Source organism: Bergeyella cardium (assembly GCF_009914665.1).
GTDB lineage: Bacteria > Bacteroidota > Bacteroidia > Flavobacteriales > Weeksellaceae > Bergeyella_A > Bergeyella_A cardium.
The window spans coordinates 398,676-413,081 of record NZ_CP029149.1; the positions used below are offsets into that span (position 1 = coordinate 398,676).

At 41.6% G+C, this 14,406-nt stretch carries 7 protein-coding genes; 3 read left to right on the forward strand and 4 right to left on the reverse strand.

The genetic code is table 11. The annotated features are described in order from the left end of the window. A complete protein-coding gene (locus tag DBX24_RS01835) occupies positions 1-642 on the forward strand; it encodes a formyltransferase family protein (RefSeq protein ID WP_120488621.1) in 642 nt (213 codons plus the stop codon). An 84-nt stretch (positions 643-726) separates the two neighbouring features. Further along, positions 727-1,653, forward strand: coding sequence for a malate dehydrogenase (locus tag DBX24_RS01840; protein WP_160223793.1), 927 nt, complete (start codon positions 727-729; stop codon positions 1,651-1,653). Between the two features lie 328 nt (positions 1,654-1,981). Here DBX24_RS01840 and DBX24_RS01845 read toward each other — a convergent pair whose 3' ends face one another. Both DBX24_RS01845 and DBX24_RS01850 read right to left on the reverse strand, forming a co-directional pair. After that, the gene (locus tag DBX24_RS01845) at positions 1,982-4,225 is read right to left on the reverse strand and encodes a nitric-oxide reductase large subunit (RefSeq protein WP_120488619.1); all 2,244 of its coding nucleotides are present in this window, start codon (positions 4,223-4,225) and stop codon (positions 1,982-1,984) included. Positions 4,226-4,488: 263 nt separating this feature from the next. Further along, positions 4,489-5,898 (reverse strand): oligosaccharide flippase family protein, encoded by a 1,410-nt coding sequence (locus DBX24_RS01850; protein WP_120488618.1) that lies wholly within the window; start codon positions 5,896-5,898, stop codon positions 4,489-4,491. Here DBX24_RS01850 and DBX24_RS01855 point away from each other — a divergent pair. Beyond that, entirely contained in the window at positions 5,898-8,510 is a 2,613-nt protein-coding gene (locus DBX24_RS01855; protein WP_309568997.1) for a TonB-dependent receptor domain-containing protein, read from the forward strand. The genes DBX24_RS01850 and DBX24_RS01855 overlap by 1 nt on opposite strands. A 384-nt stretch (positions 8,511-8,894) precedes the next feature. Here DBX24_RS01855 and DBX24_RS01860 read toward each other — a convergent pair whose 3' ends face one another. Together DBX24_RS01860 and DBX24_RS01865 are read right to left on the reverse strand one after the other, a co-directional pair. Further along, positions 8,895-9,611 (reverse strand): DUF3822 family protein, encoded by a 717-nt coding sequence (locus DBX24_RS01860; protein ID WP_160223794.1) that lies wholly within the window; start codon positions 9,609-9,611, stop codon positions 8,895-8,897. A 120-nt stretch (positions 9,612-9,731) separates the two neighbouring features. Continuing rightward, positions 9,732-14,372: a translocation/assembly module TamB domain-containing protein gene (locus DBX24_RS01865; RefSeq protein ID WP_160223795.1), complete on the reverse strand. Its 4,641-nt coding sequence runs from the start codon at positions 14,370-14,372 to the stop codon at positions 9,732-9,734. Between the last annotated feature and the right edge of the window lie 34 nt (positions 14,373-14,406).

Below are 14,406 nucleotides of genomic sequence, written 5' to 3' on the forward strand. Positions count from 1 at the left end.
ATGAATATTTCATTTTATGTATCTGGAAGAGCAGGTAGATTAAGAAAGATATTAGAAGAAGCCTCCCCATCTACCCTTAAACTCATTAAAATTGTTGTTTGTGATAATCTCAAAAATGAAGACTTACACCAGCTATTATCCAAACACGATATAAAAATGGTCAGTTTTGACTACAAAACCCTATCCCCAGAAAGAAAACAGAGAAATAAAGTGTTATCAGACAAACTCAATTCTCTCTTCAAAGAAAACAATATTGACTACTGCTTCTGCTTTGGAGACCATATTTTAGAGGGACAATTGCTAAAAGACTACGAGAATAGAATTATCAACTTCCACCCTTCTATACTTCCTATGTTCCCTGGGCTTATGGCAATAGACCAAGCCATCAATGCAGGTGCAAAAGTTCTTGGAAATACCGCTCACTTTATAGATGAGGGAGTAGATACAGGAAGTATCATTATGCAAAATATAGTTTCCTATCAGTTTTTTGAAAAATATGGCTATGATGGACTTCTAAACCTGCAAGTCCCTATGTTTAATAAAATCCTAGATAGCCTGATAAATAACACCCTCATAATAAATAACGGGAAAGTCACTCTAAAAAACTATAATTACGATAGCGTTGTTTTCTTTCCAGAGTAAATAACCTTAGTTTTTATTGTCTCACCCGCTATTTATTCTTAACTTTGGGGATATAATTATTAACCACTTAAAACAGTAAATCCAATGAAAGTAACAGTAGTAGGTGCAGGTGCCGTAGGAGCAAGCTGCGCAGAGTACATCGCAATGAAAAACTTCGCCTCCGAAGTTGTATTAGTAGACATCAAAGAAGGCTTTGCCGAAGGTAAAGCTATGGACTTAATGCAAACCGCTTCACTCAATGGTTTTGATACCAAAATTACAGGTACTACGGGAGATTATTCCAAAACAGCAGGCTCCAAAGTAGCCGTTATTACCTCTGGTATCCCAAGAAAACCAGGTATGACGAGGGAAGAGCTCATCGGTATCAATGCAGGTATCGTAAAAGAAGTAGCAGCTAACCTCATCAAGCACTCACCTGAGGTCATCATCATCGTTGTTTCTAACCCTATGGATACAATGACCTACCTCGTACACAAAACTTCGGGGCTCCCTAAAAATAGAATCATCGGTATGGGTGGGGCATTAGATTCCGCTCGCTTTAAATACAGACTTGCCGAAGCATTAGACGCTCCGATTTCGGATATAGACGGTATGGTCATCGCTGCGCATTCCGATACAGGGATGCTTCCGCTCATCAGTAAGGCAACAAGATGTGGTGTTCCCGTAACCGAATTCCTAAGCGAGGAAAAACAGAATTATGTAATAGAAGAAACAAAAGTAGGTGGAGCTACCCTTACCAAATTGCTCGGTACCTCCGCGTGGTATGCACCAGGAGCAGCAGTATCCGTATTGGTACAATCCATCCTCTGTGATCAGAAGAAAATGATTCCTTGCTCCCTCCTCCTCGATGGTGAGTATGGTCAAAAAGACATCTGCCTCGGTGTACCAGCCATTATCGGAGCCAATGGTGCTGAAAAAATAATTGAAATCCCTCTTACCGATGCCGAGAAAGCTAAATTTGCAACCTCTGCAGACGCCGTAAGAACCGTAAATGGAGACTTAAAACTTTAAAATATTTTTTCATATTATATTTTTTAGGATTAGATTCTGACGGTAGAGAAGCTTTTAGCTTTCTCTACCATTTTTTTATCTTAATCCCCACTTGCGTGAAATACCTACTGCTTCGCAAAGTAGCTTTTTATCCCATCCCCCTACGGGAAGCCCTTAGCAGAGGGGGGGTAGGTAATCATTATTTAAACTAAAAGCCCTATCAGCTGGGGTGCAAGTATCTGCTACGAGAGTGAATAACTGCTCAGAGCTGCCTGCTACAGAAAAAAGCAGAGGTAGTAAATACCTCTGCTTCCTTTTGTAAGTAAATTAAAAAAAGGTGAAAAACCTATTATCGTTCATCTTTTAGTGACCAACCCGTTTTAAGCCCTATGATGAAATACACGAGGAGAAGCTCGCCCACCGCAAGAAGAACATCTCCCGGTATACGAAGCCATCTGAGGAACTGCATTTGCTCGGTTTGCATAAATTCTACCGAACGAGCCGACCAATAGGCATTCGTAATGGACTCTACAGCTTGCATTATCCCTATCGGAAGGATACTCACGGTTACCATTACCAAAAGCCCGATATTAATAAGCCAGAATGCCCAAGAGATAAGTTTATTATTCCAATGCCTGTCAGGATAAAGCCCCCTGAGGACAAACATTATGAGCCCTATCCCGAGAATACCATACACCCCAAATAGCGCGGTATGCCCGTGCACAGCTGTTGTATTAAGCCCTTGTATATAATAGAGCGCTATTGGCGGGTTTATCGCAAAGCCAAAAATACCTGCACCTAAAAAGTTCCAGAAGCACATTGCAATGAAACAGTAAATCGGCCATTTATAAGCGATAATCCATTTGGTAGATTTTGAGAGTTTATAGTTATGATACGCCTCTATACCGATAAGAACCAGCGGAACGATTTCCAAAGCACTGAAAGTAGCCCCCAAAGCAAGGACTGCTGTAGGCGTAGCACTAAAATACAAGTGGTGGAAAGTTCCTAATATACCCCCAGCAAGGAAAACAATAGTAGAGAACAGTACGGATAGGCTCGCCGTCTTGATACGCAATAGCCCCAGACGAGAGAAAAGAAATGCTGCAACAACGGTAGCAAATACCTCGAAGAAGCCTTCTACCCAAAGGTGAACCACCCACCATCTCCAATATTCAGCAATTGCCATATGGGTCTGCCTGCCATACATAAGCCCTGCACCATAGAATGCTGCAATAGCTACTGATGCTATAACGAAAAGAATGAGCATATGCCTGTTCTCATCCTTTCTTCGGAGAGCTGGCAGCAGCGCACGCACCATAAGAAACAACCAGAGGAATAAACCAACCAAGAGCAATATCTGCCAAAGGCGCCCGAGCTCTATATACTCATACCCTTGATGCCCGAAATAGAAGTTTTCTACCAGCCCGAGCTTTTGCATTACTCCCAACCACTGCCCTGCAAGGGAACCAAATACTACGATAAGCAATGCTCCAAAGAGTACATTCACACCAAGAGTTTGATACTTCGGCTCTACTCCTGATACCGCAGGAGCAATATATAAGCCCGTAGCAAGCCAAGAAGTAGCAATCCAGAATATTGCCAGCTGTACATGCCAGCTTCGGGAGACTGCCTGAGGGAGTACATCATCCAGCGGAATACCAAAAAAGCCTTCGCCTTCTACCCCATAATGCGCTGTAATAACCCCTACAAGCATCTGAACGAGGATGAGAAGAGAAACTACCCATATATATTTAAGTGTAGCCTTCATAGAGGAGGTAGGTTTCATATTACGCATTGGGTCTTCCAATGGTAAATTTTCATTTTCATCGTCTTCATTAGAGCGCGCGTGGTGGAAAACCAGTATCCCCACGAAGGTAAGGAGCATTAGCACACTGAAACCAGACCACATATGCAGTGATGTAGGTGGAGTATTGCCAACGAGAGGGTCGTGAGGCCAGTTATTCGTATAGGTAACATCATCATTAGGCCTATTGGTAATGCACACCCAGGTACTCCACGCAAAAAAAGCATTCATTTGCTCCATACGCTGAGGGTCTTTTATCGCTTTATCCTGAATAGCATAGCTCAGTCTTGTACTCTTCAGAGAAGGGTCTCCCATAAAGAGTTTCGTGTAGTATTCTCCTACTTCTTTTGCTACTTTTGCCCTTTCAGGAGAGTAAGTAATGATGCCTGTTTCTTCATCAAAAGTATTCGTACGAAGTTCCTTTTGTAGCAGGGTACGATATTTTGCCTGCTCTTCTTCTGGTAAGTCTTTGTAGGTCTTACCGTCTTTTTTTGTTAATTCTTCAAGGAGGAGGAGTGATTCACGGTGTAAGTAATCTGCCGTCCAATCCGGGGCTATATAAGCACCGTGCCCCCATATACTTCCTACGGTTTGCCCCCCTATAGATTGCCAGACATTCTGCCCATCTTTAATGTCTTGCCCTTCATAGAGAACTTCGCCATCAGTAGTTACAATTTTTGAGGGAAAAGGAGGAGCGGTTCGGTAAATTTCTACTCCATAAAAAATCAAAACCATAAAGGACGCGAGTACCGTAATGGCTAACCACATCCATAATTTCTTTGCTGTCATAAAAAATTAGATTTATTTATTAATATTTGAAAAAAGACACCCATCTAAATAATATAATGCACCATAATTGGTATAGCATTATCGTATTTAGATTTGCTAGCAAAATTAAAAGAGGTCAATATCCCTTATTATGATTAAAGTCAGTTTTAATATTATTACAGTAAAATATAAAGCATCCAAATAAAAATAACGCAAAAAATCCCCTTGCAGATTATGAATACAGCAATTTACAAGATGAGAACTAAGACTTGTACCCGTGGGAGCTATCTATTTACTGCATAAAGTCTATTGCTCACAACAATATAAACTATAAGAATAAGGAAGAAAGCATTGCCCACCCAGACATTATAATCAAATACGGAAACGCTGAGGTAAGTAAAGAGCCCCAAAAGAGCAAATACAATCATTATCTTCCCTATTCGGTAAGGGATGGGATAGTATTTCTGACCGAGGAAATAGGAAATAACCATCATTACGAAATAAGCGATAAGGGTAACCCAAGCGGAAACCATAAAACCGTATTCTTTTAAGAAGATAAGGTTTAAAACAATGGTGAGAAATGCGCCCATCCAAGAGATTAGAGTCCCAATCCCCGTGCGGTCGGTTACTTTATACCAAGTAGAGAAGTTATAATAAACCCCAAAACAGAGGTTCGCAATTGTAATGACAGGTACGATGTCTATCGCCGTCCAATAATCTTTATCGGTAATGAAGAGGCGCTTCAGCCAGCTGATATTCGCAATAATCCCCATAGCCGAAATCGCAGCAAAAAAGGTGAAGAATTCTGTAACCTTAGCATAGGTTTGCGGTGCATTTTTATCACCCATCTGCTTAAAGAAGAAAGGTTCTACTCCCATTCGGTAGGCAGTTACGAAGAGGGTCATCAGCACAGCGAGTTTATAGCAACCTCCGTAGGCACCCGCATCTCCTTCGGGGATGATGTAGTATTGAATCGTCTTATCAAAATTCTCATTTACCATAAACGCCAGTCCTGCAAACATTACGGGATAGGAATAGGCAAACATTTTTCGGAAGAGCAATAGGGAGAATTCTGCTCTTACCTTTATCAGAACGGGAGTAAGAAGCAGTACAGAAGCAAAACTCCCAATAACATTGGCAAAGAAAGGAAAGGAGACCTGCTTGGTAAGCCCAAAACTCTGAGAAACCTCTTTGGGGATAAAGACAAAAAGCGCAATAACACTCAATGTCTGCACTAATATAGAAAGCACCCGCACAGCAGAATACTTCACGGGCATACCCTTAAATCTGAGGTAAGCAAAGGGGATTACGCATATCGTATCAAAGAAAGCAATCCACGCAAACCATTTTATATATTCTGGAGTGGCGGAGTATTGGAGTACATCGGCAAGAGGCTGATTAAAGAGCAGCACAAGGAAAAGAAACAAACCCGAACTCGCAAACAGAAACCAAAAAGAGGTATTAAATACTCGGGTTTCATTGCCCTTTTCGGCAGAATATCTGAAAAAAGAAGTCTCAAAACCAAAGGTAAGAAGGATATTCACAAAGGAAATCCACGCATAAAGGTTGGTAAATTGTGCAAATTCTTCCTTATTAATAAAATGAATATAGAAAGGATTTAGAGCAAAGGTGATAATCCTCGGGAGAATAGCCCCTATACCATAAATAATGGTCTCGCTAAGCAGTTTTTTCATTGAGCAAAGATAAAAAAAACTGCATTCCGAAAGGTCAATGCTTTAACTTTGGTAGCAAACCCAAGTCTAATGCTACGAAAACGATTTCATCTATGATAAAGAATATAGAAATATCCACCATTATCAGGAAAAGAGCCCTGCCAATAGCCGTAGCGATGAGTGCTGCGAGCTTTTCTTTTGCACAGGAAAAGCTCAATATTAGTGGGCAAGTAACCAATCAGAACAATCAAGGAGTGGCTTACGCATCAGTGAGCTTTCATCATAAGACCGACAGCAGTGTGAGAGATGCCATCCTCACCGATGAAAACGGTAAATACAGCATTAGCCTACCTTCTGGTGAATATTCTATCAGCATAGAAGCCATAGATTATAAGAAATATATAACCCAAAGAGCTTTCTCCCTGCAAAGCACCAATGGAAATTTCAAGATTCAGAAAGAGGAAAGCGCTACTCTATCTTCCACAAAGAATATTGAGGGGGTTACCATCGTAGCTTCTTCTAATAAAGCCTATAAAGTAGAGCTCGATAAAAAAGTATACGACCCCTCCACCGATGTACTCAGTAAAGGAGGGAACCTCCAAGATGTGCTTTCTAATGTACCTTCAGTAGATGTAGATATAGACGGCACCGTATCTATGAGGGGCAACTCCAATGTAACCTTCCTCATCAATGGAAAACCCTCTGCTCTACTCGGGATAGACAGTGGCTCTAATGCCTTGCAAGCAATTCCCGCAGACCAGATTGAGCGAATTGAAGTCATCACCAATCCTTCTTCCAAGTTTGAAGCAAGTGGTACGGCAGGTATCTTGAACATTATCCTTAAAAAATCAAAATCTAAGGGCTTCAATGGAAGTGTAGAAGGCGCTTTGGGCTACCTGCCGATGAGTAGGCTCAATACCAACCTGAGCTGGAAACAAGGCAACTTTATATGGTACCTGAACGGTGGCGGTGGGCAAAGCCGTAGAGAGCATACCCGAGAGAACAATACCCGCTACTTTGATGCTCATAACATCACCACTTCTACCCTCAACCAGACCACTGATAACAGAAATGATGGGAAGAACTATAACCTCAATACAGGCTTTACCCTTGATATTACCGATAAAACCTCCATCAACCTTAGTGGGCTCCTCCGCCATATGAACAACGAGGGAAGAGACTCGGTAGATTATGAAAAACTCACCAGCCTTTCCTCCTCATACAGCAATAGATTAAGCCTTTCCAATGGTAAGGGAACTTCTATGCAAGGAGATTTCGGCATAGACCATAAGTTTAATACCAAAGGGCACAACCTCTCGGCATCTTTCAGCATTCAAAAAAATGAGAATGAGGATAAGAATAACATCAAGGAAACCGTAAATTCTGCATTCGTATCCCGCAATTTGGTAGATCAGAACACGACCAATAGGACACTCTTGGGCAAGATAGATTATGAACTCCCCATCGGTGAGGTGTCTCGATTAGAAGCAGGCTATCGTTTTGATAGAAATTCGAATGACTACGACTACAAGGTGCTCAAATCTACCGATGATATCAATTTCAGCATAGTGGATAATTTCACTAGCCAGACGAATTATACGGAGATGTTTAACTCCTTCTACACTCAGTTTAAGTCTAAATTTAACCGATTCGGCTATCAGCTTGGGCTACGGGTAGAGAACACGAGTATAGACATCTCATTTAGCAACCCTGTGCTGGGCAATACCGCTATGAGCAAGAGCTACACAGACCTCTTCCCAAGCATTTTCCTGAGCTATGATATCAGCGGAAGCAATAAAAATCAGCTCCTGCTCAACTATTCCCGAAGGATAAAACGGCCACGCTCCTTCTTCCTCGTTCCATTCAATTCATTCAACCTGAATGACGACAGGAATATTTTTGAAGGAAACCTTGACCTCAACCCTGAATTCTCTCATCAGCTCGAGCTCGGGTATGCCATCCAAAAAGGGAAGCTCACCATAAACCCTACCCTCTACTACAAAAAAGACGAGGGAGAAACCCAAATGGTTACCCTGCGCGAAAGCTCTACCTCAGATGTACTCCGCTCCAAACCTTATAATATTGGGACGAAGGAAAAACTCGGGCTAGATATCAATGCCACTGCCGATATATTCTCTTGGTGGAAGATAATGGGGAATATAGACCTCTACCTCTACAAAACCACAGGGAGTTTCTACGATGCCAGCCTTATGGATAAACCTCTCTCCTTCGAGGGAAATGGCTTTTCGGGTAAGGGAAGGCTCACGAGTACTTTCAAGATTGATAAAACCCTAAGCATACAAGTGCAAGGGATGTTCAAAGGTGGGAAGAAAACCGAATCCAGCAGAAATAAAGATGAATACTCCATCAATTTCGGAGCGAATAAAACCCTCTGGAAAGGCAACGGTACGCTGTCGTTTAATATACAAGACATCTTCAATACGCGTGCGATGAGGAAGTACAGCTATGGCGACAGCTTCGAGCGCTACGGATATATGCAGTTCCAGCCTCGCACCTTTACTCTCTCTCTTTCCTATCGCTTTAAGCAAGGAGAGAAAATCGACCAACCGAAGAGAAGACAATCCCACCCTCACGAAAACAATAACGAAGACGAACAACGAGAGACAATGTAGCAGGTAGCTGATGGCTTTTGGCTAATAGCTATTAGCCAGCAGCTATCAGCTAAAAGCTGATTGGTACCCCGACAGGACAGTTTGGCAGAAAACTGTGCCGTCGTCATATGACGACAGGACAAAATAGTAGTAAATGTTAAAATTCCGATATCGGGACAGGGCAGTTTAGTACCAAATGTTAAAATCCCCATAGGGGAATAGGATAATTGCCTGCCACACTGTGGCTAAGTCCGTCAGCTGGCAGCTGTGCTAAGGGTAGGCTATGGTATTATTACACTAAAAAACTCCTCCTTTTCAGAAGAAGGAGTTTGTTTTGTTAATGGAGTAATATTATTGAAGCCTGCTGCTAATAAATGCCTCACCGGCTACGGTGTATGCGGGAAATTAGTAGTTTAGGATAAAATTTCGTTTGGGGATATTATCTACTATAATTTTTATCCTCTTCACAAACTTTTGAAGTTCGGAGATAAAGGTTTCATTCTCTATAGTCTCTCCATAGATAAAAAAATGAGTATCTCTGATACCAAAACCTATTTTGCTAAGGGTAAACATAATGAAGTAAAGGAAATCTACCTCAGAATTAATGTCCAGATTATTATATAGGATGAGCTTCTTCTTGTCAAGAGCGATAAATTCACACTGATGATGATAAAGATTGATATGAATCTCCTTTTTATTCTTTGAACTGATACTGCTCAAAAACTTCTCACCAGAGAAATTAAAGTAGGACGGCACACCCACTCCCTTTATTTTATGATAAAACTCCTTCGGGAAAGTGTAGTAGAACTGCACACCAAACGGTTTATTAATGGAGAGCATCAGTTCATCGGTTTGCTCATCGGTAGGAGCATTGTAATTAATCAACTGATGCCCCATCTGATGCTCTTTAAAGCCAATAGGCAATAAGCTAAACCTGTTGAGAGCAGAGATAACCCTCACTTCATCGTAATTCTTTTGCAGGATTTCCTCCAGTTTTGAGGAGAGGAAATTCTCAGGTGCTTCTTCATCTAAGAAATAGGGCTGCTCTTCCAATACATTTCTGCTTTTGGACAACTGGTACTGTAACCCTCCCTGAGTAAAAAGTAATAATAGCTTGTTCATAAACAAGGCAAATGTAAAGAATTTTCCTAAAATACTTTTATTCGGTAATGAGTGGAGAGCGTTCGAGGCAATTATCCTCACAAACTCACTGCACATCGCTAAAAGCCAAGTGTGCGAAGCTTACTTCTTATCGCTTATACTGTCTTTCTTTTGTTCGTTTTGTTTTTGTTTATCGGTTTTTTTAGGGAAGAAGCGGTTAAAGCTTTTGGTATAAACTACACCGATGCCATAGGCTTGGTTGGCAGAGGTCTCGGAGCCGGCAATCAGCCCAATGTTTGAGGGCTTAGAATATACGCGGAAGAGGCGCGAGCCATCATTATTCTTGCTCCAATCGTATTCTATTGTGCCTTCACCAGAGAGGTAGTTATTGGTTGTAGTTTGGGTTTTGGCAATAGGCACTCCGAGGGCTGTTTTTATGCTCACCCTTGGCGATACGGTGATATGAGCGCTGGCATTTGCCCTATCGGCAGTATTGGCAGCTTGGTCGCCTTTGAGGTAGTCGATATCCAATTTCACATCATCGCTAATGGTATTCAGAGCAGAGGTGAGCTGCTTAAATGCGAGATTGTAACCGATGGATTGGGAGGCATTATTGGTATTAATGTCAAGGCTCCCCGAGTTGGAGATATTAAAACTGCTGAGCGCGAGTACAGAGCCGAATTGGAGGATTTTCTCATCCTCATTGGTCATCTTAGAGGCGAGGGTTTCTTTGATTTGAGATGAAACTTCAGGAGCAGCTACATCAAAACTAATATCCGGTGCATTGAGTGTCCCCGAGATATTCACTGTGAGCTGTATATTCACAGGAGGCAAGGTACTGGTGCCGAGATATTGCCCGAGGTTGGTTACGGTACGGTTATAATTTGCCTTGATGCCGAGCTGAGGGGTCATTGCATTGCCGTCCCACTTCAGGTTACTGCCCTTTGCAATCTGGAAGGTTCGCTCCAGAATGGCTTTGGAAACGAAAGAGCCATTATCCACATAATAATCTCCACTGAGGTTGATTACGCCCGTCCTTGAAAGCTGGAATCTCAGCCTTTCGGATTCTCCTTTTACATTGATATTGCCCACACTTTCGCCGAGCAAAACGCTTACATTCGTCCCTTTATCTACGCTGAGGGTGAAATCTACATTTACATTAGCCCCTGTAGCTTTCTTTTTTGCTAAGACGATAGCACCACTGGCTTCCCTTTGGAGGAATCTGAGCATTTTAAACTCTTCCACACTGGAGGTAGAGCTGGAATTAAAGGCAAAAGCAGAGCCGTTGAGTGCTTTCATATTTGGGGTAGAAATATCCAAGCCCGTTACCGGCCCTGAGATGTAGAGGTCGCCATTAGCATAGACCCTGCCCCAGAAAAGGTCATTGGTATTCTGATTAGAGTCTAAGACCAAGAGATTCTCCGCTCTTACCAAGAGATTGACGCCCATAGAAGCGAGGGTATCAAACCTGATAAACCCAGAGATAGAACCATCGGAATTAGCTCTGTTGTCTTTTATTCTAATATCGTTGAGGACTACGAAGCCTTTGGAAAGAGGGATTACGGTATCGTCAAAGGTGTAATCTACCCCCGTAAAGTCGAGCCTGAAGCCGAATTTAGAGAGGTTGATATCTCCACTGTAATCAATATCATCCAACGGACCGGAAATCCTTACGGTACCGTTTGCCTTGCCTCGCATATTGCTGAAAATACCCGTAACGAACTGCTGGCTGAAAGCGAGGTCAAAGTCATTCATATTGGCGCTAATATCCAAGGTTGGGGTCTCTTGGTTGTTATCCACCGTACCTACGATATCGAGCTTATTCCCTCCGAATAATCCAGAGGATTTAAGCCTCATACCGATGTCGTAAATATTCGGTATATCGGTTTTATTTGCGTCTATACTGAGGCTTCCCATATCTCTACCGCCCATTTTCATCCCTTCTATATTGATATTGATGAGAGGTTCGAGTGCCGTTTCATTCTTCACGATGTGGAAGTTACCATTGGCTACACCCTGGAAGTCCATACTGTTGCCTCCGGACTGCATTTCAAAGAGTTTGGAGACTTGTAGATTACTCACTTCTCCTTCCGCTTCAAAGTTGGATGCAGATTTATAATGTGCATTTTTAATGTACAGCGAGCTGTCATCCGAATAAATTCTGATGTTTTCTACCAATACCTCACCCGTCTTCTTCTTATAGGTGATAGACTGCTCCAAGCCTTCGGAAGTATCTATACTCCAAGTAATATTGTTAAACTTCAAATGTGTAGGGGCAAACTTAAAGATATAATTGCCCTCCTTATCCAAAGTCTGGTTTAAGGTAATGTAGTAGCTCTTTAAGCTATTGTTCTTCTCATCGGTTTTGCTTCCAAACTTAAAGCTGGTAGAGAGGTGGAGCTTTTCTCCGTATTCGTTCTCGCCATAGAGGGAGAAATCATTGAAAACATTGTCGCCATATTGCAGTCTTTTAGCTCTGGCGAAGATTTGGTCTTCGGGGTTTTCGGTGTCTATATTCAGGGTAATTTGCTCAGCTACTATGCTATCGTTTTTCATAGGTGCTTGTGTAGAAATCTTGAGCTGTTCCAAGGCTTTTTTAGCGATTTCTGTGCTCTGCTTTTTCTTCATTGTATAGACGATTTTATCCATACTTGCAGAGAGTTTCAGGTTGTTGGTATTCCCATCATAAGAGAGGGTAATAGGGCTGGTTGGGGTGAGCTTAAGCTCGGGCATAAAGTAGTCGGTAAGCTGCTGCCCAATGGTAAATTCTGCATTGAAGAACTGACCTTTATAGACTTTCTTAGGCTCGTTGCTCACAAGGATTCTCTCGGCTCCGTTTTGCACCATTCCTGCAAGGTCAGCAAGGTTAAACTGCCCTTCTATCTTTCCATTGATGGCGTTTGGGGCATTGATGCTGATAACCCTGTTGCCTTGGTTAATGTAGGTATTTACCTCTACGCTTGGCACACTCATCTTCTGCCCTTCGGAGAAATAATGAATATTATGAAGAGAAGCATCTAAGGTAAGGTCATTAATATCCGTCATTGCTACCTTGCCTTTAAAATCTCCACTTACAATCTGCCTGCCCTTTTGTCCACTAAAGAAATGAACATCCAGGTGCTTGATATGGGCTTCTACATTGGCAAACAAACGGCTGGTACTGAAATCTATCAAACCCTTGATATGGGCTTGGGCATTAGGGTCATTAATGCTGATTTCCCCATTATACTGCTTACGGTTAAGCGTACCATTCAGAGATAAATTCTTGATATTTTTGCCCATTAGCTCTATGCTGGCAATATGGGAAGTGGTTTCCAGTACCATTGTATTCACATCAAAGCTCCTGCCTCTGAGGTGAAAAGTTCCAGAGAGATTCCCCACCTGCTTAGATTTTGTAATCGCAGAAGTATTGAGGTTTTGGATATTAAAATCTCCGCTGTACCTCGGTATATCTGTACTGAAATCATTGAGGTAAAAGTTTCTTATCTCAGCATTGCCTATCCCAGTGATGAGGTTTCCTTTATTTATATAGACCTGCTTAGGATTTACCTCTACATTTCCATTGAATTTCAAGCGCCCGAAATCATCCGCAAAGTTCTTCATCTTTTGTGCAATAAAGGATGGGAACATTGCTTTAAGATCTTTATAAGTGAAATCGGTAGACAAGCCACTCGCTTTGATTTGAAAATCTCCATCAAGAAGATTTGCAAGATGAGTTTGTACCGCTCGTATATTCACCTTATCATTGCTCAGCATAAAGTTTTGGAGCTTAAAATCATTGAGCACACCATACATTTTCCCTTGCAGGCTTAGAGGGGTATAATTGTCCCAATTCGTAACGAAGTAGCTGATGTCGTAACCGCTTAATTTAGTCTCATTGTCAAACTTTAAATCCCAGATTACTCTATTATTAAAGTCCTGCCACTTGGTTTCCTTATCGAGATTGAACGAAATATCACCTTTTAAGAGTGAGTGATCGGTATCAAAGACTAATTCTTTAAAGGAAAGCGCTGTATTAGTTAGTGAAAACAGCCCTGCGAACCGCTCTACCTTATGAGTTTTTCCCCATCGTTCTGTGGTGAATGAGAGGTTTTGAAGGTCTGCATTAATATCTGGCCCTGCAATTTTAAGGGAAGGGATACTCATATTCACCGATGTGCCAACTAACCACTTGCCTGCATCTCCCTCAGAGTTTTGGTTGATGATAGAGAGCTTGGAATTATGAATCTCTATACTCGCTGCCATCTTAAAGAGAGGTTTCTTCGGGTCTCGCGGTTTGCCATCATCAAAGAGTTCTATAAACTTAATGAAATTAGCCGTGCTATCCCCTTTATAGGTAATGACCTGTACATCGGCATTATTCAGGGCAATCTTTTTAAAGTTAAAGGAATTGGTTCCGTTAATGGCATCTTTTACTAAGGAAATCCAATCAGATTCGGCAACTACAGATTCCGCTTTTAGGAAGTCCAGTCCTCTATCATCTTTTACCTTTAATCCGTGGATAACTACATCTCCAAAGTAGTTTATCTCTACGCTGCTCGCAGAGATATTTGTCTTAAAATCTTTATTGAGAAAGTCTAAACCTTTCTGAGCAATCCAGTTTTTAGTTACACTGAGGTTTAATGCGATAAATAAAGTGAGAATGAGGATAAAAATCCCAATAAATAAAGAGATAAAGAGCTTAAAAAACCAATGCATTTTCCTCTTTTGTTTAGGATTTCTCTCGGCTCTATCGGCTGTTTGCTCTTTCTCTATCTCGTTTATATTCTCTAAATTTGCCATTCTTTTTAATGAATTTTTGCAGACATTAATCCTG